At 63.8% G+C, this 20,887-nt stretch carries 19 protein-coding genes; 8 read left to right on the top strand and 11 right to left on the bottom strand.

What is annotated here, in order from left to right:
* Positions 1 to 15 precede the first annotated feature (15 nt).
* The 5 genes from ACIG5A_RS20975 (at position 16) to ACIG5A_RS20955 (ending at position 6,712) form a co-directional block, all read left to right on the top strand.
* Positions 16 to 549 carry an SUKH-4 family immunity protein gene (locus ACIG5A_RS20975; RefSeq protein WP_397242391.1) on the top strand — a complete coding sequence of 178 codons (534 nt, stop codon included), beginning with the start codon at positions 16 to 18 and terminating at the stop codon, positions 547 to 549.
* A 95-nt stretch (positions 550 to 644) separates the two neighbouring features.
* Positions 645 to 1,184 (top strand): SUKH-4 family immunity protein, encoded by a 540-nt coding sequence (locus ACIG5A_RS20970; protein ID WP_397242389.1) that lies wholly within the window; start codon positions 645 to 647, stop codon positions 1,182 to 1,184.
* 850 nt (positions 1,185 to 2,034) lie between these two features.
* Positions 2,035 to 5,451, top strand: a complete 3,417-nt coding sequence (locus ACIG5A_RS20965) for a hypothetical protein (RefSeq protein WP_397242387.1) — start codon at positions 2,035 to 2,037, stop codon at positions 5,449 to 5,451.
* 76 nt (positions 5,452 to 5,527) lie between these two features.
* Complete coding sequence (locus tag ACIG5A_RS20960) at positions 5,528 to 5,932, top strand: hypothetical protein (RefSeq protein ID WP_397242385.1); 405 nt, start codon at positions 5,528 to 5,530, stop codon at positions 5,930 to 5,932.
* A 375-nt stretch (positions 5,933 to 6,307) separates the two neighbouring features.
* Positions 6,308 to 6,712 carry a hypothetical protein gene (locus ACIG5A_RS20955; RefSeq protein ID WP_397242383.1) on the top strand — a complete coding sequence of 135 codons (405 nt, stop codon included), beginning with the start codon at positions 6,308 to 6,310 and terminating at the stop codon, positions 6,710 to 6,712.
* A gap of 63 nt (positions 6,713 to 6,775) precedes the next feature.
* On the opposite strand, the gene ACIG5A_RS20950 is transcribed toward ACIG5A_RS20955, so the two are convergent.
* Genes ACIG5A_RS20950 through ACIG5A_RS20940 form a run of 3 tightly spaced genes read right to left on the bottom strand, consistent with a single transcriptional unit; the run spans position 6,776 to position 8,909 of the window.
* Positions 6,776 to 7,378, bottom strand: a complete 603-nt coding sequence (locus ACIG5A_RS20950; RefSeq protein WP_397242381.1) for a phosphatase PAP2 family protein — start codon at positions 7,376 to 7,378, stop codon at positions 6,776 to 6,778.
* Positions 7,375 to 8,427: a hypothetical protein gene (locus tag ACIG5A_RS20945; protein WP_397242379.1), complete on the bottom strand. Its 1,053-nt coding sequence runs from the start codon at positions 8,425 to 8,427 to the stop codon at positions 7,375 to 7,377. Before ACIG5A_RS20945 ends, ACIG5A_RS20950 begins: the two co-directional genes overlap by 4 nt.
* Positions 8,424 to 8,909, bottom strand: coding sequence for a hypothetical protein (locus tag ACIG5A_RS20940; RefSeq protein ID WP_397242377.1), 486 nt, complete (start codon positions 8,907 to 8,909; stop codon positions 8,424 to 8,426). Before ACIG5A_RS20940 ends, ACIG5A_RS20945 begins: the two co-directional genes overlap by 4 nt.
* 605 nt (positions 8,910 to 9,514) lie before the next feature.
* Here ACIG5A_RS20940 and ACIG5A_RS20935 point away from each other — a divergent pair.
* The gene (locus ACIG5A_RS20935) at positions 9,515 to 9,751 is read left to right on the top strand and encodes a hypothetical protein (protein WP_397242375.1); all 237 of its coding nucleotides are present in this window, start codon (positions 9,515 to 9,517) and stop codon (positions 9,749 to 9,751) included.
* Positions 9,752 to 9,845: 94 nt separating this feature from the next.
* On the opposite strand, the gene ACIG5A_RS20930 is transcribed toward ACIG5A_RS20935, so the two are convergent.
* Together ACIG5A_RS20930 and ACIG5A_RS20925 are read right to left on the bottom strand one after the other, a co-directional pair.
* Complete coding sequence (locus tag ACIG5A_RS20930) at positions 9,846 to 10,931, bottom strand: DUF4185 domain-containing protein (protein WP_397242373.1); 1,086 nt, start codon at positions 10,929 to 10,931, stop codon at positions 9,846 to 9,848.
* Between the two features lie 168 nt (positions 10,932 to 11,099).
* Positions 11,100 to 11,408, bottom strand: a complete 309-nt coding sequence (locus ACIG5A_RS20925) for a DUF732 domain-containing protein (protein WP_397242371.1) — start codon at positions 11,406 to 11,408, stop codon at positions 11,100 to 11,102.
* 326 nt (positions 11,409 to 11,734) lie between these two features.
* On the opposite strand from ACIG5A_RS20925, the gene ACIG5A_RS20920 reads away from it, so the two are divergent.
* Complete coding sequence (locus ACIG5A_RS20920) at positions 11,735 to 12,847, top strand: GGDEF domain-containing protein (RefSeq protein ID WP_397242369.1); 1,113 nt, start codon at positions 11,735 to 11,737, stop codon at positions 12,845 to 12,847.
* 72 nt (positions 12,848 to 12,919) lie between these two features.
* Here the strand turns inward: ACIG5A_RS20920 and ACIG5A_RS20915 are convergent, their stop codons facing one another.
* Positions 12,920 to 14,755: an acyl-CoA dehydrogenase gene (locus ACIG5A_RS20915; protein WP_397242367.1), complete on the bottom strand. Its 1,836-nt coding sequence runs from the start codon at positions 14,753 to 14,755 to the stop codon at positions 12,920 to 12,922.
* Positions 14,756 to 15,166: 411 nt separating this feature from the next.
* Between ACIG5A_RS20915 and ACIG5A_RS20910 the strand changes: the two genes are divergently transcribed.
* Complete coding sequence (locus ACIG5A_RS20910; RefSeq protein ID WP_397242365.1) at positions 15,167 to 15,763, top strand: alpha/beta family hydrolase; 597 nt, start codon at positions 15,167 to 15,169, stop codon at positions 15,761 to 15,763.
* Positions 15,764 to 15,818: 55 nt separating this feature from the next.
* Here the strand turns inward: ACIG5A_RS20910 and ACIG5A_RS20905 are convergent, their stop codons facing one another.
* The 5 genes from ACIG5A_RS20905 to ACIG5A_RS20885 all read right to left on the bottom strand — a co-directional run bounded on the left by ACIG5A_RS20905 (position 15,819) and on the right by ACIG5A_RS20885 (position 20,766).
* A complete protein-coding gene (locus ACIG5A_RS20905; protein ID WP_397242363.1) occupies positions 15,819 to 16,208 on the bottom strand; it encodes a hypothetical protein in 390 nt (129 codons plus the stop codon).
* 272 nt (positions 16,209 to 16,480) lie between these two features.
* A complete protein-coding gene (locus ACIG5A_RS20900) occupies positions 16,481 to 17,167 on the bottom strand; it encodes a class I SAM-dependent methyltransferase (protein WP_397242361.1) in 687 nt (228 codons plus the stop codon).
* Between the two features lie 573 nt (positions 17,168 to 17,740).
* Positions 17,741 to 18,994, bottom strand: coding sequence for an erythromycin esterase family protein (locus tag ACIG5A_RS20895; RefSeq protein WP_397242359.1), 1,254 nt, complete (start codon positions 18,992 to 18,994; stop codon positions 17,741 to 17,743).
* Positions 18,995 to 19,170: 176 nt separating this feature from the next.
* The gene (locus ACIG5A_RS20890; RefSeq protein ID WP_397242357.1) at positions 19,171 to 19,416 is read right to left on the bottom strand and encodes a hypothetical protein; all 246 of its coding nucleotides are present in this window, start codon (positions 19,414 to 19,416) and stop codon (positions 19,171 to 19,173) included.
* 240 nt (positions 19,417 to 19,656) lie between these two features.
* On the bottom strand, positions 19,657 to 20,766 hold the full coding sequence (locus tag ACIG5A_RS20885) for a DUF4185 domain-containing protein (protein WP_397242355.1): 1,110 nt from the start codon (positions 20,764 to 20,766) through the stop codon (positions 19,657 to 19,659).
* Positions 20,767 to 20,887 lie beyond the last annotated feature (121 nt).

Below are 20,887 nucleotides of genomic sequence, written 5' to 3'. Positions count from 1 at the left end.
GATGGCTGGCTGATAATGGCAACTGAAGACAACTTCTGGACCGTCTGGGGCGGGGCGGAGGGTACCACTCCGGCTCCGATAGCCGAATGGAAATTTGAGTTCAAAGCACCGATCGAAAGTTACCCAGATGTAGATTTTCTCCCGAATTCCGTATCGTATATCTATTCGACATTGCAAGGCGAGATGACTCTGTACAGCAGGCTGCAACTGCAGAGTCACGCGGATGATGAAGAGTTTGTGATCTCGACGATTCTGCTCGGTGTGGTTCCGGACTGCGCCGAGATGCTCTTTCTTTTCGATGCCGATCGCGGGGCAGTTTTGTTCCTTGACCTGACGGATGGTATCCCGGAGCTGGTTAACTCGAGCCTTCGGTCCTTTGTCGAGTTCCTCTACAGGTTTGCGATCTTCGTCGAGGGTGACCAAGGTAAGAGTAGTCGCGCAGATCGTGCGCGTGAGTTGCGTGCCATCCTGGCAGAGATTGACGGCGAGGCATTCGACGATCCTATGAGTTGGTGGTCGCTCACTTTCCAAGAGCTGGAGCGGGCGTGACGGCCGTACCGGGGATATAGGCGGCGGTCACCGGCATCGGCTCTCAGCTTCGGGATTCGCAGGGCCGTGATGAGTGACCAGCATTGGGAGGTATCGTGATCGATCATTGGGATTATCTAGAAGCGTGGGGTGACGATAATATCATCCGATTTCCGCGCTCTCAATGGATTGAGGAGTTTCCGGTGCCATCGGAGGCGTATCCGGACGTAGATTTCATTCCGATTGATATGTCAGTCGTGTTCACCTCCTATCTCGATGGCGGGCGGTTTGATTTGTATGACCAAATCAACCTTAGGCTGAGTGACGACGAAGTCATGCCTCTTATAGTGATCGGGGCTGTACCGGAGAATCCCGACTCCGCGTTGTTCGCATTCGAGGCGAACGGTGGTCGAGTGGTTCTGCTCGGCGTCGATGAAGGGGCGCTAGAGTTGGTGAACTCGACCTTCAAAGCGCTGGCGGAGTTCCTCTTTCATTTCGCACGATTTGTTGACGAGGACACGGGCATCGATGGTCGAGCGCGCCGGGCGACCAAACTTCTCGAGATACTTCGAGGTATCGATGAGGCGGCGTTCAAGAACCCTGAATCGTGGTGGGCGATCGCCCTTTCGAAGCTTGGCGCGACCTCTGTTGGATAGCGCCGTGGACTGTCACGGCTTGGCAAGTAGCCATCGACACACTGCCATTTGGTGAAGAATCCGGTGGTAAGCGCCGGTATTTAGGCGGGTGTACGAAATGCAAACGACCTGGATTATACCAGGTCGTTTGTCGCATCTACCGTCGAGTTCGATAGGTTAGACCGTATCCTGCTCCTTGGTCGACTCCTCGATGAGGCAGCCTGTTGGTCCCGGCAGTGTGCTCGACCGACCGAGCGCAGATCATGTGGATAGCGCGAATTGACGTTTTCGCCCGACGGCATGAGGAACCTGTTAACCACAACTGAAAATCTGTGGCGGTCCGAATCATTCGGTCGCCGCTTCATACCTCTGTCATGGGAGTCGAGGGCCTGCGCAGCTTCTCGTACCAATTGACGTATTGAGGTGCCGAAATGGCAAACCAGGATTCCGTTCCAGCCTGGGGCGGTGCGCGTGTCGCGAACCTGGCGTCTGTGCCATGACCTCGGCGCTCATCTTCGAAGGCGATGGCCCGGTCCCGATCCCCGGCACCGGCGCCATCCTGAACTGGCACGGCCAGACGGACCTGCGTTCGTCCGACAGCTGTCAAATACCGGTCTGCGCCAACGACTCGTCGACCAGATCAAGCGCGACTTCGAGAAGTCGACCGGTCGCAGCGGCTCCTACGAAATCGTGTGGGTCGACAAGCTCTGGTAACCGAGCGCCCATGGAAGCCGTGACTTCCACCTAACCAACCTGAATCGACAAGTGGCCCGGCATGTTCCGGGCCGCTTTGTCGTATTGCCGCCGAGTTCGAGGGGTTGAAACCGCGGCCTTCATCCGACTTCTGATTTCGAACTCCTGAGGTTTCATCATGGCGAGTACAGATACTGTTCGGCCGGCGCAGTCGGAAGCAGCTCCGTGGGCCGGCTCGCGCACAACGTATTTGAGATCGTTGTCGCTCAGTGCCGATGCGACGAGTGGTTCTGCGGATTCCGGCGCCGGCCGAACCGTGAACTACTACAACCAGACTCCGGCTACCGCGGCCAACCAATACGGTCGCATCGGCGTCCGCCAGGACCTCAAACCGAACACGGAAGTAACCTTCGTCGACGCGCCTATCAACGAGCCAGGTGCTGGCTCGCCGGTCCCAGATGTGGTGTTGCCCGCGAACGCGCTTGTCGCCGACCCGGATGCCTTCTCGAAGCTCGACGAAAACGGATATCGGATCCCGACCCCGGGAACTGTCGCGAATCCGGGTCAGGCAACGCGGCCATCGGATCAGCAGGGCGGGAATCAGCAACCAACGCAGCCTGCCCAGAATCAGGTCCCGCAGCAGAACCAGCAGCCGGTCCAAAACCAGCAGCCTGCTCAGCAGAATCCGCAGTATGGGGTCGACCCCAACACCATGGGCGCGCAGACGCCGGTCGATCCGAAGACCCAGCCGGGCCGGGTGGAAGGCCAGCCGATCGCACCGGCGCAACCTGCTGAGCCGCCGCTCGAGGAGGGAGTACCCCGGGTAACCCCGGTGGGCGATGACGGTAGCTATAAGTCGACAGTCATGGTCGAAGGCACGGGCGGCCAGACCATCGACACCACGACGTACGACGCGCAGGGCAACCCGATCGAGACCCATCGGGCGGTGGTCAACGACCAAGGCGGTGTGACGGTATGGACCGCCCATGCCGACGGTTCACATTCGGTCACCTATATCGGATCTGATGGGAAGGCCCTGGAGAGCTATCGCGTGCCTGCTGGTGGCGATCTGGTCAATGGCGCCACCGAGGTCACCACCAGCGCAGGTGATGGCATTTGGGTGACCAAGGGCGTGAACCCGGACGGGACGCCGTCGACCAAGGTCGTTGAGAGGCTGCCCGACGGCATCACCTACTACGAGACCGAAGTTCTGCCCGGCGGCGGAAGTGTCACTACTGCAACGCGTCCCGGGTCGCGTGAATTCAGCACGCCATGGGTGGTCGGCGAAAGCAACCCGGACCGTTCCGGTTGGATCTACCTACCCAGTGGCGCGAAGGAGATTACGCGCCCCGATGGTTCCACATACATCGAGGGCCAGCTGGCCAACACGGTCGCGGAACTGAACGACCCTGGTTTCTCGACCAGTGAGCGTACCTCCGCCGGCGACACGATCACGATGATGCCGTGGGAGGAAGCTCGTCGCATCGCCGACGCCGATGCCGGCAAGGCATGGTCCGACGCCAAGAGTAGAGACCGCGGCCCGATGCGGGATCCCGGATATATCGACACACAGTGGCGGCTGTACGCACTGGAAAAGCTCAAAGGCGGCGATCCAAACGTCCTGGTGAAGGTCACCGTCAGCAAAGACGGAAAATATCAATACAGCGTGGTGGATTCGATAACCGGTGCCGAGCGCATCGTGACCACCATCAACGACGAATTCGCCCAGCATGAACCCTTCGAATTCACCAGGCAAGCCAACGGCGACCTAACAGATCGCAATGGAAACCGCCTGATCACGGTCAACGGTCGACTGCTCCACACCGACAGCAGCGGCAATCTCATCATGCCCGACAATCCGAGTGCTGAAGATGTGTACGTTCACGGGTACGCTAATGGTTCCGACAGCGTTCATGAGATCGGGTTCAGTGTCAATGAGCGGGCCGCTCTAGGAATCGGCCCGTATTTCTCCAAGGACAGCAAATTTGTCACGCGCGCTGACGACCCCACGCATTACGAGATTGCTCGAATTCCGGTTCCTGCGGGTGTCAACGCGCTCGAGCTCTACAGAAGCGCTGATGGCGGACTTTTGTACAAAGATGCCAGTGGTTTGCACTGGGCCACCGATCCGGGCATGGCGCCGACTACCGGTGAGGTCATCCGGGCGGCTGCCCTCGAGCTGGTACTCCTTGCGGCGGGTGAAGGTGTCGGTTGGGCCGTAGGTAAGGGAATAGCGTACGGCGTCAACGCAATCCGTGGTGTCCGCACCGCCGCTCAGGCTGCGGCGGATACCGCCGAGACCGCCGCAGCATCGTCGGCCAACGCTTCTGTCCGCAATGGCACCGGAGCCACCGGCAACGGTGTTCCGGCCGCGACCGGTCCCAAGCTCGTTGTCACACCGCCTGCTACGAACCGAGTGGTAAACCCAGCGCCCGCGGAAGTCCCGCCCGCGATCGCGAAGACTCCGCCGGTGCCGGTCGAGGTGACGCCAAGTGGATTCAACGTCGGTAGGGCCGGCACCCCGGCGAACCCGCACACGACATTCCCTACTCAGAGCGCATCGATACCCGCCAGACAGGTGCCGTTCGAGGCGGGTCCCCCTGTCACGAACAGCATCGCTCAAACCCAGGCAGCCGTTGCCGGAGAGCTGAAAGTCGTAATCACCCAGGCCGAAACCCTCGGCCGAGCCGAGGCAAACCAACTCGTCACCGCTGGCGGCCGCAACGGCGCAGAGGTCATCAATATGGCAGGCAGGCCGCGTGGCGGCGGCACTCCCACGCCCCGCAGTGGAGGTAACTCGGGTACCGGCGGTTCGCCGTCGGCTCGGGGTGGAGGTAACTCGGGTACCGGCGGTTCGCCGTCGGCTCGAGGTGGGGGAAATTCTGGAGGTGCAACCGGTGGTGGCGGTGGTGGCGGAACTCCCCCGTCCGGACCTAGTTCGCCGTTCCCCCCTATCTACAACAGAAAGGGGGGATTAGTCCCCCGAGTGGACGTGCGTGACCCCAGGCTGCGTCGGTGGCCTCCTTTGACGACCCAAACATACCAAGGTCGCAAATATATCATCGACAAGTATGGTGTGCCGCACAGGCTTGGTGGCAGCGATAAGTTGGAAAATGTCGACGCAGTGACCAGCATGGCCTATCTGAATCGAGAACTTCGGAAGTCCGGGCTGTATTATGACAAGGTGTCGGGCAGTGGATCAAGGTACCTGATTCAAGACGAGGCTGCGCCGCTGATCGAAAAAGGGCTGCTCGACGATACAGTTGTCGGATCCACGTCCGATCTGATTAAAGTGACTTGGAAGAACGGAAATATCGTGCGTGTGGAATCCTTCGACTCCACTGGAACGGCATTGCCCAGCGCTAATCGTTCTGCAGCTCGAGTTTTGCAGTCTGCCATTGATACCGTCACCAACAAACTTGCGTTCAACGGTAAATATCAAACACAGAATGTTGTCTACGTAGCCAAGAATGAGACGCAGGCGCGTGAGGTTTTTGCTCATTTTGCCGACAATCCGAACGTTCGAGTGATACATCCCGCGTCCGGTTTCGACAGGGTAGGGTTTGCGGGTCCTCTGCCGAGGCAAGGGCCATAGTGGATCGATCGCTGGTTGCGAATTATGATCGAAGCTGTCAATATTGCAGAGGTCGACGTTAGGAGATGTGTGAGTCGTGAGCAGATTCGCTGAGGTTATCGTACTTGCCCGCGATGCCGAAGACGTTATGGAACATTTGACGGAGCCCGATGAGGCCCGGGCGTGGCATCAGTGCTTTACGCGGGTCGATGACTCGGTGTTCGCGGGCACGTATGGCGGTTCGGGGCAGTGTTATGCATGGGTAATTCAGTTCGCGCGAAAGACGTGGGGTGGGTTGCTTCCTCATCTCGAGTCGCTGGATTGGCCGCGTCCCGAGTCGGTGCAGGTGCTGGTGCGTGATGAAGAGGATGACTGCTTCGGATTGTGGATGATCTACGACAGTAAATTGGTCGAGGTGCCATTGCCTCGCACGCATCGGGAGGAGTACTACGACTCGGTCACCGGGGTCTTGATCAGGACCGATGCCCCAGATCCGGCGTAAGACCGCTGCCCTGATCCTCTCAGGATGAGGGATGGCTGTGATCTATTAGAGTGCTCACCAAGGTTGTGTATCGGTTTCGGAAAAACCCGGATGGCCGCTGGGATTTTCGAGCGGATTACGCATTCGCTCACCGGTCGAGTCGCTGGCAATTGATTCTTGATGATCTGCACGCGCGTCATCAGTCCGGACGAGAGGCTCCTTAAAAGAGGGGAGGCTCCTTAAAACTTGCCCGAGGACGACAGGAAGAATCGTCCACTTCCCGTTCGATCGTAAAGCAATTCGGTCAAGGGCAGGTCAGAGATCAGATCGGATCCCGTAGGTGAGGCCTACTACCGGTGGGACTAGCTTCGATCTGCCGCAGAAGATGGACGAATCATGAGCAGATTTGCTGAGGTTATCGTTCTTGCCCGAGAGGCTGAGGGCGTGATGGAGCACTTGACGGAGCCTGATGACAGTCGTGCCTGGCACCAGTGCTTCACGCGGATCGATGATTCGGTGTTCGCGGGCACGTACGGCGGGGCTGGGGAGTGTTATGCGTGGGTGATTCAATTCGGGCGTAACACATGGCGTGGGCTGCTTCCGCATCTGGAGTCGTTGGCTTGGCCTCGGCCGGAGTCGGTTCAGGTGCTGGTGCGTGATGAAGAGGATGAATGTTTCGGGTTGTGGATGATCTACGACGGTAAGTTGGTCGAGGTGCCGCTGCCTCGTACGCATCGGGAGGCGGATCCGATCTCGGTGTCCGGAGTTCTCAGCAGGACTGACCGTCCGGATCCAGCCTGAGGTCGCCCACAGCGAGGTCTTTGCCCTCGGTAGTCCGGGCAATCAGAAATCTGCCGAAGAATCCTAGGACGCGAGTAGGTAGGCCGCTGCGGCCAGGATCGGGCCGATGATGGAGCCGATGAAAACCTGCCCGCGGGTATGGTCGCCCAACCACACTCGGGACCAACCGATTACGGCGGTCAAAGGGAGAGCGGCGAGGAACCAGGGGGAGGCGAGTAGGGCTAGGAGGATGGTGGTGCCCGCGCCTACTGCGGTGTGAACGCTGACCTTCCAGTGGGCGAGGACGGTGATGATGCCGATGCCGATCAGGACCACCAGGGCGGCGATCGTCCAGGCGATCAGTTGGCGTGGTGCGTCTTTGGTGATTTCGATGGCTAGGCCGAGGCCGACGATGGTGAGGATGGCGGGGATTACCCAACGGCGGCCGTCGATTTCGGTGACGTGATGATCGCTGGCTATGCCGCGTTTGACGCCGGTGAGGATGACGGCCATGGGGATGATGCCGGTGATGGTGGCGACGAACAGGCCCCACCAGACGGCGTCGATCGCGGCCCCGGCGATGAGCGAGGTGATGATGTTGATCATCCAGGGGGCGCCGAGTTCGGTGATCGCTCGGGCGGCGAATGCTTGGACGGTACGCGGCTGCGTTGCCGTTGCTTCGGTCACGCCAGTGCCTTTCGCTTGCTGTGTCGGTATGCGTGGGCGAGGCTGAGTGCCCAGCGGTGGTCGTCGGTGGTGCGAATGTTGGCGCGGCGCACGGTGTTCGAGCGTTCGCCGTGGACGAGCCAGTCCGCGAGTGCGGCGGCGACTTCCGGGCTGGATTCGGCGGTGTCGAAGTCGGCGGTTTCGAGGCTCAGCGCGTCGAGTAGTTCGGTGATTCGGTCGCTTGCCTTTTCGTCCGCGCTGCAGCCGCGGCGGGATGGACGCAGGACCTCGGGCCGGCGGGTGACCAACTCGGCGCGCAGTGGGCCGATGGCGTGCATGACACGTCGTGCTCGCACCCAGGAGACGATGGGGGACAGCATCATGCCCACGAAGATCACCAGAACCCCTGCGGCGGCGATGGCTCGGGTCGCCTCGAACAGTGCCGGGTGCGGTGCCGCGTCGCCATATCGCACATGGAGGAAATAGGTCAGGCGCAGCCATGCCCAGGTCGTGGCGGCGGCGAGTCCGGCGGATAGCAGCGTGAGGCTCCACCCTGTCACGGTGCGCACATCCGCTGCGCGCGAGGCGATCACCATCAGGGCCGGGCACAGCAGGGCAGGGAACAGCGCACCCGCTATGCCTGCCTCCGCGTAGCCGGGCAGATGGCTGTAGGCCTGATCGAATTCGAAACCGCCTGCGGCTCTTGGTACCGGCGGTGTTGCGACGAAGATCGTCAATGCCGCGACCGAGCCCGCCGCGGCGATGCCCGCCAACCAGCGGGCGCCTTTCGCTACGCGGGCCGGCTCATTGGTGATCGCGAGCATCAGTGTGCCTGTCGATGCCGCCATCAGGTTGAACAGCACCATGCGTAAGGCTGTGGAGAAGTTCGGAATCGGCTCTATGGCCTGCGTGAGTGCTTCGGCCGCAGGAATGTTCAGCGTCAGGTGCAGCCCGACGACTGCCAACGCGACCGTCGTACTGCCGAGCACCCAGCTGCGCGACCACCACCAGCGCCATGCGCGGGTAGCCGCCGCGAGCCACATCAGCGGCGCCAGGATCGTTGCGATCACCCGAGCGCCTCGCCCCAGCGTGAGCGCAAACGCGGTGCACCGCGACCCAGGCTGCGCAGCCGGTTCAGCAGCAGACTCGCGAATTGTTCGGCGGCGAGTTCATCGTCGGCGGCAGCCGAGTTGCCACACTCGCGCTGGAGGACAAGTACGGCCAGATCGTGCATGTCGGCTGGCAATAACGACTGTGCCACTTCGAGTACCGGACTGCCGGTATGCCCGAGCACGATATGGCCGAGCTCGTGTGCCACCGTCCGGTCGCGCGTTTGTGCCCAGGACGCGTAGGACACTTCGTCGCGGTCCGTGAAGCGGATCCAATGGCCGAATACGCCCGCGGGCAGGTCCGGGTTCTCGATGATTCGCAGCGGGCGCCCTCGATGCCGGGATACCGCCTGTAGCAGGCCATCCAGCGTGTGGGATTCGGCGGCCGTCGCCACCGCGAATACATGGTCGACTGCCGCACCGACCGAGGCAGGGCCATGCATGGCGTCATTGAATCACGCGAAGGCCGAGCGCTCTACCGGAAGTGGTGCCGACGGCAACTGGAAGTGGCTTGCTATCACGGGGTTTCATGGAGATGCACAAGTTCGATCGGGTGGCATTGGTCGGATGGCGGGGTCGTTGCCGAGTATCCGCCGGATGAGAACCGCGTAGCGATGGAGTGCGCGGCGAGTATTCGTTCGCAACTGACAAAGTGTTACTTGGTTTCTGTGGGAGATGGATCACCCCATAGCCTGAAAGTTGCGGCCAATTCAATCATCTCGCCCGGGTGGTGACACATCGCGCACTGCGTATTTCCGGTTATCGCGATAGAGTTGACGCAGGGGTGGGGTGATCTTGCTGGTTCGAGCGATCGGCACATGTGCAACTGGTCGGAAAGCCCGCAGAATCATGGGCGTGCCAGAGCTGGAGCTATGCGAGAGCATCAAAGGTTCTCGGTGTTGCTATTCGTTATCGCAGAGCTATCGATGCACCATGCTGCCCACAGAAATAGTGGGTCGTTGCACAGTGAAACCCGCTGGTAGAAATTCGGTCGTCGGCTTCAAACGTGTTGTCGGCCATGAATTTTCTTTCAAAGGGAAGTAGCTAGATGAGCAAGATGCGTGTGTTCGGTGTGGCCCTGGCGGCGGCAGGCATTGTGATGGCGGGCTCGGGGATCGCGGCGGCCGCGACGATCCCGCTCGAGACCCCCAGCGCGACGGAGATCATCGCCCCCGGCGAGCCGGACCCCTCGGGCGGCACCGGTTCCGCCAAGGGGCTGACGAAGGCGATCGAGGCGCTGTCCACCGGCTCCTCGAAGGCGAAGCCTGCTCCCACCACCCCCTAGCCCACTGAGAGCGCTGGTAGTTCATGCGCTCCCCGGTATGGCTCGGCGCTCGAATATGAAGCGGCCCGGAGAAATCCGGGCCGCTTTCGGCGTTTCAGAGCGGGGTGCGCATCAGGATGACGTTGTACTGCTTGTGCACGGTGAGCAGGAAGTACAGATCCCCGCCGGTCTGGTACGGAAAGATCATGGGCGCGTACGCGGTCGGCAGCGAGGGCGCGTCGATCAGTACGCGCGGTTCGCTCCAAGGCCCCTCCGGCGCCGAAGCCGTCCGCAGCACAACGGCATTCGTCGGATCGGTCGTCATCATCACGAACTTGCCGAGATGTTCGTTCCACATCACCGACAGTTCCCCGACGCCGCCGACCACCGGCGCGGCGGCCTTGGGATCATTGAGCTTCCACTCACGACCGTCCCAGTATTGATAGGCATCGATGTTCGCGATGGCGAATTCCGGTACCCGCGAGACGAATCCGTCGTGATTGCGCCCTGCGGGAGTGCCGTAGCGATAGACGTACCCGTCGTCCTTCACGAACGCGTTCTGCTGAAACTTCTCGTACCCGTCGACATTCGCGCGGCGGGTGGTGGTCAATTGTGCCCAGGTTTGCCCGCCGTCGCCGGACGCGGCGAGGGTGGAGAAGTTGGTGTCCCACTTGCCTGGATCACCCCATTCACGAACGGACATCAGGCTCATGTACTGCACGCCGCCGACGGAAATGCCCGCGGTGGGGATGAAGCTGATCTCGATGCCGGGAATCTTGGGGCTCGGCAACGGGTTCGGGATGACGCTGTCGAAAAAGATGCCACGCGAAGGATCGTGGGTGCTGCTGCGGAACAGCACGTTGCTCGTCCACGCCCAGACGCTGCCCGCGAACAGATTCGGGATGCCGAAGCCCGCGCTGTCGCCGAAAGCCGTGATCATGCGGCCGTTTCCGTCGTCCCACATGATGCCGAGATCGGCGCCGAGCACGTTGACGTTCTCGGTCCGGTTCGGGCTGTCCATCCCGGTCACCTGGAAGATCGCCTGCGTCGGCCCGGCCAGCTGCGGTAGCCCGCGTGAACCGTTCAGCGCCGGAATCGGATTCACGTCGTTGGGATCGGCGGTAGCGGATCCGGACAGGGCGAGCGAGGCGACGGCGGCGAGAGCGCCGGCTCTGGCGAGGGCGGACAGCGAACGATTCATCCAGACATTCCCTTCTGGTGGCGCGCGATCACGGGCAATTGTGCACGCTCTGAATGAATCGGTGTGCTGTCTCGCACTATGAGGCCCGCCACCGCATTACTCGGCCCGCCCCGCGCCGAGGTGTGGAAGGTTCGCGCCGGCCGCGGGAAGTACGGCACGGCAACCGGCCTACTGCCCGCAGAGATCCTGGGCCGCGGTGTTCACGAAGTGCCGCATGTCCTCGAGCGTGAAGTGCACCGCGCCCCGGGCCTTCGTGTTGGCGTTGCGCTGGAAGTCCCGCGCGACGGTTTCAGCGGGCGTGCCCTTCTGAAGATTCGCGCACACCAGATACCCCTCTGCGAGCATCGTCTCCGGGGACTTGTTGACGCCGAACTCGAAAATCGGGTGGCCGTCGACGATGTCGCGCAAGAACGCCTGGGTGTCCTGGTCGGCCTGTGCGATTCCAGGCAAGCTCACGGACAGCGCGACAGTGAACATGGCCGCACCGAGGTAGCGCGTGATGGCAGACAAGATCGAATCCCCCCTCTTTCCCGGCCAATCATATTGATCGTGTCGCTTGAGTCAATGGCTGTCCGGGGGGCGAAAACCCTTGGGTCGCTTCGGGTGGTCGTTGAACTTCCAACCAGCCTTCCGTTTGCCGATCCCTCGCGTAAGATACCTGTAACAACACGTAGCAGGATCCTTGGCTATGAACTGGACAGGCGATACAGTAACGCTGTGACCTGGTGAGATTTCAATGACGCAGTCTCGCGCTTGGCGTTAGCGAACGGCTTTTCTCCCGATCTCGGCGCTAGGTGGTCCCTATGAGCGACGCCCGCACGATGCTGACGGCTTGGTGGCAAGATCCTGTCGACTACTGCTGGCAGGTGCACACGCTCGTCGCCAATTCGGCGCTCGGCGGCGTCAAGCTGGTCGTGGCCTCCGGCGGGGTGTTCATGGCGGTGATCGGACTGCTCGCATCGTTCTCCAGTGCGGGTCCGCGCGGGCTGATCGGCGCGACGGTCGTCTACATCGTCTTCGCCTATGCGGTGTTCTGGGCGCTGCGCTGGGCCCTGCGCCCATGGCCGACGGCGCGCGAATCGCTGGTACTCGTCGGGCTCGCCGATCTCGCGATCACGGCGTCGGTGCTGCAGAACAACGATCACAGCTATGGCGTGACGGGGCTGATCCTGCTGATGGTCACCGGCGGTTATCTGGCGTTCTTCCACAACGCGAAAGTGCTGGCGTGGCACGCGGGCTGGGCGCTGTTCTCCGTGGTGCTGCTGTCCGCGCTGCTGGTCATGCAGGGTGCGGATCTGCTGCTCGCCGTCGCGGAGGTGCTCATCATGGTGGCCGCGGTGGTCGTCGTGCTGCCCACGCTGCAATTCGTCTACTGGCTGCTGCGCACCGAGACGATGTCGGACCCGTTGACCAAGCTGCTGAATCGCCGCGGGCTGGAATACCGGATCGCCGGAATGCTCGACGGCCCCGGTGCGATCGGCGTGATCAGCGTCGACCTCGACCGATTCAAGACGGTCAACGACACCTTCGGCCACCGCGTCGGCGACGAGGTCCTGGTCCGTATCGCGCAGCGATTGCGGTCGGCGGCCGAACCGTGCGCGGTGGTGGCGCGCATCGGCGGCGAGGAGTTCTTGATCGTCGGACGCATGACCGCGCGGTCCGCGCGCGTCGAGGCGGAGCAATTCCGCCGGGCGATCGCCGAATCGGATGAACCGATCGGCATCACCGCCAGCATCGGCGTCGCGATCGCGGACGGGGGCACATCCACCTTCGAATATCTGCTGCAATGTGCCGACGCGGCGATGTATCACGCGAAGCGGTGCGGCGGAAACCTCGTCGTCGTGAACGAATTGAGTGCGGACGCAGTGGGTTCGGCCGCGCATCTGCGGGCCCCGCAGGCGAAACCCGTTTCCTGATCACGAAAACCAGGAAGCGGCCCGGATCGCTCCGGGCCGCTTCCTGGCGTATTACGTTGTGGCGCTACCGCATCAGAACGCGGCTTCGTCCAGCTCCATGATGTCGTTGTCCAGGTTCGACAGGATGGCGCGGGTGGCGGTCAGCTCCGGCAGGATGTTGCGGGCGAAGAACTGCGCGACCGCGACCTTGCCGTTGTAGAACGCCTCGTCGGCGCCGGTGGCGCCGTTGTCCAGCGCCGCGATGGCGACTTCGGCGCCGCGCAGCAGCTGCCAGCCGATGAGCAGGTCGCCGACCGAGAGCAGGAAGCGCACCGAGCCGAGGCCGACCTTGTACAGCTCCTTCGGATCCGCCTGCGCACCCATCAGGTGGGTGGTCAGGGTGGCGGCCATGCTCTGCACATCCTCGAGCGCGGTGGCGAGCAGCTTGCGCTCACCCTTGAGGCGACCGTTGCCCGCCTCCGACTCGATGAACTTCTGCACCTGGCCGGCCACGTGGGCCAGCGCGACGCCGCGGTCACGGGCGATCTTGCGGAAGAAGAAGTCCTGCGCCTGGATGGCGGTGGTGCCCTCGTACAGCGAGTCGATCTTCGCGTCGCGGATGTACTGCTCGATCGGGTAGTCCTGCAGGAAGCCGGAGCCACCGAAGGTCTGCAGCGATTCGGTCAGGTACTGGTAGGCCTTCTCGGAACCGACACCCTTGACGATCGGCAGCAGCAGATCGTTGACCCGCGCGGCCACATCGGCGTCCGCGCCCGAAACCTGCTGCGCCACATCGGCGTTCTGGTGGGCGGCGGTGTAGAGGTACACCGCGCGCAGGCCCTCGGCGTACGCCTTCTGGGTGGCCAGCGAACGACGCACGTCCGGGTGGTGGGTGATGGTGACGCGCGGGGCGTTCTTGTCGGTCATCTGGGTCAGGTCGGCGCCCTGGACCCGGTCCTTGGCGTAGTCACGCGCGTTCAGGTAACCGGTCGACAGGGTGGCGATGGCCTTGGTGCCCACCATCATTCGCGCGTGCTCGATGACCTCGAACATCTGCGCGATGCCGTTGTGCACCTCGCCGACGAGCCAGCCCTTGGCCGGGATGCCGTGGCCGCCGAAGGTGACCTCACAGGTGGCCGAGACCTTCAGGCCCATCTTGTGCTCGACGTTGGTGACGAAGGCGCCGTTGCGCTCGCCCAGCTCGCCGGTCTCGTGATCGAAGTGGAACTTCGGCACGAAGAACAGCGAAAGACCCTTGGTGCCGGGGCCTGCGCCCTCGGGGCGGGCCAGTACCAGGTGCATGATGTTCGGGAACAGGTCGTCGGCGTCGGCCGAGGTGATGAAGCGCTTCACGCCCTCGATGTGCCAGGTGCCGTCTTCCTGCTTGACCGCCTTGGTGCGACCGGCGCCGACATCCGAACCGGCATCCGGCTCGGTGAGCACCATGGTGGCGCCCCAGTTCTGCTCGGCCGCGATCTGAGCCCACTTCTTCTGCTCATCGGTGCCGTTGTTGTAGAAGATGTTGGCGAAGCCCGCGCCCGCGGCGTACATGAACGCGGCAGGCTGCGCACCGAGGATCAGTTCGGCGATGGCCCAGTAGGCGGCACGCGGAACCGGCAGGCCGCCGAGCTCCTCGGCGATACCCAGCTTGTCCCAGCCGCCCTCCTGAAGGGTGCGGTAGGACTTCTTGAACGACTCGGGCAGCGAGACCGTATGGGTCGCGGGGTCGAAGACCGGCGGGTTGCGGTCGGCGTCGGCGAAGGACTCGCCGAGCGGACCCTCGGCCAGGCGACGCACCTCGTTGAGCATCTCCTTGACGGTGTCCGCATCGAGGTCGCCGTAGGCGCCGCTGTCGAGGATGGAACCAAGGCCCAGGACCTCGAAGAGGTTGAACTCCAGGTCGCGGACGTTGCTCTTGTAATGACCCATGTCGGTACTCACTCTCCGTTGAGTTGGTGCGGTCGGTGGTTTGCCGTTCCCGCCCGTTGTCGCCTCCGGATAGCGCGAGCTGTTTTGCGCATGCTACTCGCGGGTAACTTAGCTGCCATATTACCGGCGGGTAATGGACTCGGCCAAGCGTCTGACGGGCAATGTGACGCGACGAACATCGGCGCCCGCCGTGTCGCGCGCCGGTTGCGGCGCCGCGGATTCGCAATAGTGTCGATGACCTGCGAAAACCGGCAAATCGGGCCGCACACGAATGGCGTCCGCGCGGTGAGCTTTTCGGTAGCTGGGAATTGGCCATGACTCGCGGCCGCAAGGGCCTTGGTGACCTGCGACGATATCCGGAATCAGCAGCGTGTGACCGCTCTCTGGTGAGCGGACGGGTTACGGTGAGGTGTGCGAATCGAGACGAGCGCTGGACCCGCGGAGATCGAGCTCGACAAGCCTCGCAAGGCTGCCTTTCTGTTGCTGCTGACCCACGGATCCGGTGGTGGGGTCGACGCGAAAGATCTACTGACGGTGCGCGATACGGCGGTCGAGCTCGGCGGCGCGGTCGCGCGGGTGACCCAGCCCTACCGAGTTGCCGGCCGCCGCGCGCCCGGGTCGGCGATCAAGCAGGACGAAGCCTGGCTCGAGATCGTGGCCGATCTGCACAAGCGGTTCACGAAGATTCCGCTGATCCAAGGCGGGCGCAGCAACGGCGCTCGCGTCGCCTGCCGCACCGCCATCGCGGCCGAGGCACGCGGGGTGATCGCGCTGTCCTTTCCTTTACATCCACCCGGCAAGCCGGAAAAGACCCGCCGCGACGAGCTCCTGGCTCCCGGCGATATCGAGGTCGTCGTCATCAACGGAGCCAGCGACCCATTCGGCATCCCCGACCCCGCCGACGCCGCCGAAGTGCGCGTCATCCCGGGCCAGCCCCACTCCTTCCGCACCGGCTTCGACCTCATCGCCGACACCGTGACCCCCTGGCTCGAACGCTGGACTGCCTAGCGTCCTGGTCGAGAACGGTCGCCTCGGGCGCGTGGTGCGCCGTTGTCGACTCGGATCAACTCCCCGCCTGGCTCGCGAGTCCCATAGCCGCGAGACCGGGGCCGCCGATGGATGGGGGAACGAAGCCGACGAAGATCTTCCCGTCCGTGCTGTCGGCCGACCAGTTGACCGCGGTCGAGAAGTCGGTGCGAATTCCGGGGGCGCTGTCGTCAGGAACGATGATGGCCGACCCGTAGCCGCGCCAGAGCGGATCAAGCATCCGGGGGAGCGGTGAATTGCGCAGCGCGACCGTCTCCGAGTGGTCGAGCTCGACGACGTAGAGGCCGCTCGCCGGATCGACCAGGAACGGCGTGACCGCGGCGGCTTGGCCTGCCCCGAAAGGCGCTGCGATCATGGCGATCACCGCCGCGATGCCGAATGCTGCTGCGGCGGAACGGATGTGCATGACGAAATCTCCAATTGGCCGACCCGCCAACAGGAATGACGTCGGCCTTAGCTGTGGCACCGCCGGACGCAGTGCACCTCAACCTAGCAAGGGAACATGCGGTCAGCGGCCGTTTCGCTCGCCTTTGTGCGAGCCCTGGCAGCACGTGTCCGCCCCGATCCGCATTCGGCATGAGGGGTGGAATCAGCGCCGCCGCTGCCGAAGCCATTGCTCGAGTGGCTATCCGAGGTGCGTCGGAAAGACGTCGATTGTGTCGAGATTCCGCCCGATGATCAGGCGGGTAGCTCCGGTGCTGGGGGGCGGGTGGCGATGACGAGGGCGTCGATGGCGTCGCGCTCCTCGGTGGGGCGCAGGACGCGGTCGGCGAGGCGGATGCTGATGCGATTGGCGGCGGCGAGGGGGCCGAGGTCGGCGATGATGTCGTCGGGGGTGAAGAGGACGGACGGGTCTTTGGGGCCGCCGAAGCCGTCGGTGAAGTTGGTGGTGTCGTGGCCGAGGACCAGCAGGGTGCCTTCCGGGGCGAGCAGTTCGGCCGCCTTGCGGACGACGGCGCGGCGCTGGTCGGTGGGTAGGTGCAGGAAGACCATCAGGACCAGTTCGTACGGGCCGGTGACGGTCTCGTCGAGTTCGGTGACATCGGCGCACTGCCAGGTGATACGACTGCGCACCGACCGGGACAGGCGGGTCGCGACCGTGCGGCCCTTATCGATACCCACCTGGGAGTAGTCGACGGCATGCACCTGCCAGCCGTGCGTGGCCAGCCACAGCGCATTGCGACCTTCGCCGCAGGCGAGATCGAGCGCGCGCGGCAGTTCGGGTCGTTCGCCATCCGGCCCGCCCGCCCCGAGCGGACTCCGCCGCTCCAGCCCGTACACATGCTCCACCACGGTGCTGTTCGGCGGCGCACCCCAGACCAGCTCACTCCGCGAATACCGCTCGTCCCACTCCGCCGCGTCCATGCCAGCGAGTCTATTGACCACCCCCGAGCCCGCCCCCCGGTGCCTGCCCCCGCCGAACGCAGTCGAATGGCCCAGCGACACGCCGCAACCAGCGGCCATTCGACTGCGCTCGCCGACCACTACCCGCCGAGGCCCGCACCGATTGCCCCGCCGCGCACCGATTGCGCCGCCGCGCACCGATTGCGCCGCCGCGCACCGATTGCGCCGCCGCGCTGCGATCGCGCCGCCGCGCACGGAGTGTGGTGGCGTGTGCTGATTGCGTCGCCGCGCTGCGAATGCGGCGGCATTCGCTGCGCGGCTCCATGTTGATCGCGTGCCACTATCGCCCGCGCGGCGCGGGTGCTCCGGTCGGCGGCGGGGCCGCCGTACTGCCGTCGGTCCGGGGCCGCGCTGATAGTGCTGCCGCGCACGGAGTGTGGTGGCGTGTGCTGATTGCGTCGCCGCGCTGCGAATACGGTGGCATTCGCTGCGCGTCGCCATGGTGATTGCGCGCCGCTATCGCCTGCGCGGCGGGTGCTCCGGTCGGTGGCGGGCCCGCCGTACTGCCTCGGGGCCTGTAACTGCCTCGGGTCGTTATATAGAGGCCTCGGGGAGCCAGTGGACCGGGGTTACCTCGCGGATGTGGATGAGGTGGTCGAAGGCGGCGGCGAGGGTGGGGACGGTCAGGTTGGCGGTGGCGTCCTTGGCGGGGTCGTAGACGCCGCTGATGGTGCGGGCTTTGGCGGGGGTGCGGCGCCAGCGGTCGACGGAAGGCGGTGCGGCGGTGTGGAGATCGATGGTGAAGGCGGGGAGGTCCACTTCGCCGAGAGCAGCATCGATCAGTTCGGGGGCCGGGTCGGGGGCGGTTGCCATGCCAAGGTCGCCGTGGTGGAAACCGATTGCCACGGAGATGTATTCGGGGCCGAAGTGGGTGCGCAGGTAGCTGCCCGCGCCGCGGAAGTCGGAGTCTTCGGCGGCGCCGGTGCCGAGGGCGAGTGCCGAGGTGTGGGCTATTCCGTCCCAGTAGGCGATCTTCGCGCCGGTCTTGCGGTGCCATTCGACAATGGCCGCGGCCGAACGTATTTCGTCCGTGGCGAAGCTGCCGGTGCCCGCGACGCTGTGTTCGTGGAAGTCGGCGATGAGGCGCGCGTGGGTGAGTGCGATGTCGCGCTCGGGTGTCGCGGGCAGCGCTTCGAGCAGGGCGAGTGCGTCGCGCGCGTGCTCGGCGAACGGTCGGCCGGGGTGGATGCCCTGGTGGCGCTGGACGTGTTCGTCGACCTGGTGTGCGGTGCGGATGGGCGTCAGGTGAATCGTCAACGCCGCCAACTGTTCCGGCGCGATCAGGCTGACCTGTTCAAGTACCGCGTCGTAGTCGGCGGGTTCGGCGCGCGGCGGTTGGATGCCGAAGATCCGGATCTGATCGTCCGGGTTGGCCTCGTTGAACGCGCGGATCCAGCGCAGCGCACCGGCCATTTCGGTTGTCCGCCATGGCCGCCACGCGCCGGCGAGCACCGCTTCGGGATCGCCCGCACCGGTGCGGACATATTCGTCGAGACGGGCGCCCGGCCGCGCACCGTCCTGCACCGCCAGCGCGCGGAAGCCGTGCTCGATCACCAGCGCGCGAAAAACGCGCTCGCGGATGCCGAAGGTCTGCTGTGCGAATCGAGTCGATTCGCCGAGTCCGATCACGGTCGCGGAGGCGAGCCGATCGGTCAGTGGGGTGAGGTCTGTCCCTGTGGCGTCGGAGGCGGTGTCGATCACGGGATGTGCGTTGGCCCGCAACCATTCCCGCAATTCCGCGGCGTCGGTCGATTCGCTGGTGAAGCTCGGTGCGGAGGTAGTTGTCACGGTTACTCCTGAAGCGCTCGACGATGTGTGCGCCCCACAGCCTCGTACATCAACCATTGTTCAGGTCAAGCGCTGCCCGTTGTGCAACGTTCCCCGTAGTGACGGAATCGCGATCATCTCCCCGAAAAAGCCGATTCCGCCACTGTTTGGCACTAGCGATCAGATCTTGCGTGCACTCAGATCTGGCAGGCAGGGCTGGGGTTCAGCAGCCAGCAGAAGATCGATCCGGGGCGCGCGGACCCGGAGGCGGAGCCGGTGCCATCGGCCACGGCCTGGGAGGTCGCGGCCGGCGCGGTCGCCGGTGCGGGGTCGAGGGTCAACGGTGCCGCCGAGGCGGTAGCGCCGCCGACGACGAGGGCCGCGCCGACCGCGACGGTGCCGAAGATGGTACGAATCGAGTTGCGCGACAAGCGATGTGCCATGTCAGTAACTTCTCCCTGTAACCGAACGGGTGGATCTGCCGCCCCGACCGGGGCGGCCAAAGTTACTGTCGGAAAGCAACTTACGGGCGTTACAAGACGCCAATTGCAGGGTCGTGCCGTATCGGCTCACTGCCGTGGGCTCGGCTGCGCGGACAGCTATCGGCGCTATCGGCCCGAAACTCGCCGATAGCGCCGAAAACTGTCCGTTCAGCAGGCCTGACCGCTGAAACAGGTCAGCGGCTACAGCGTCGTCCGCATCAGCACCACGTTGTACTGCGTGTGCACCGTCGTCATGAAGTACAGTTCGCGGCCGGTCTGGTACGGGAAGATCGACGGCGCGTACGCGGTGGGCAGTTCGCGCGTATCGATCAGCACCTCCGGCTCGCTCCACGGCCCGGTGGGTGAGGGGGAGCGGCGCATGACCACCGAATTGAACGGATCGGTGGTGAGCGCGATGTACTGCCCGAGGTAGTTGTTGTACATCACCGACAGCTCGCCGACGCCGTGCATCACCGGCGCCGCGGCGTTCACATCGCCCTTGCGCGACCATTTGTCGCCCATCCAGTACTCGTATTCGCCGAGATTCTGGATGTCGTTCTCGCGCACCCGCGCGACGAAAGCGGGGTTGTTGCGGCCGGATTCGGTGCCGTACTCGTAGACGAACCCGCCGTCCTTCAGGAAGGCGTTCATCTGGAAGTTGCCGTTCGCGCCGTCGTTCGGCCGCCGGGTGAAGGCCAGATCGGCCCAGGTTTCGCCGTTGTCGGCGGAGGCGGCGAGCCCGGAGTAGTTGGTGGTCCACTGCCCGACGTTGTCCCAGCTCTTCACCGACATCAGGCTCATGTACTGCACGCCGTTGACCGCGATGCCCGCGGTCGGGATGCGGCTGATCTCGATGAACGGGATCTTCGGGCTCGGGATCAGGTCGCGCGCCTGCCCGAAGATGTCGCGCACCACGCTGTCGAAGTAGATGCCGTTGGCCGGATTCTGGGTGTGGCTGCGTACCAGAATGTTGCTACGCCATGCCCAGGTGCTGCCCGCGAGCAGGTTGGGGAAGCCGAGGCCCGCGCTGTCACCGAAGGCGGTGAGCATTTCGCCTGCCCCGTTGTCCCACATGATGCCCAGGTCGGTGCCGAGGACGTTGTAGGTCTGGGTGTTGTTCGGGCTCGCCATCCCGGTCACCTGGAAGACCGCCCTGGAGCGGCCGACCAGGTTGGGCAGGCCGGTGGTGCCGTTGAGCACCGGGATCGGATTGATGGCGTTCGGGTTCGCGGTGGCCGGTGTTGTTGCAGCTAGGAGCAAGGCCGAGGCGCCTGCGAGTGCGGAAAGCAGGATCGATGCGGTCTTGGTCAAAGTCTGTGAGCCCTCCCGTTTCTCGCCGAAGGGAGCGCGATACACAGACCATCCGCAGTGTGTTTCGCACTACATTTCGACTGGCTGGCAAATCGCTGGACATGCTAACAGCCATGACGGG

Source organism: Nocardia sp. NPDC052566, from assembly GCF_044547285.1.
Classification (GTDB): Bacteria; Actinomycetota; Actinomycetes; order Mycobacteriales; family Mycobacteriaceae; genus Nocardia.
This window is presented reverse-complemented; position numbering and strand designations above follow the sequence as displayed.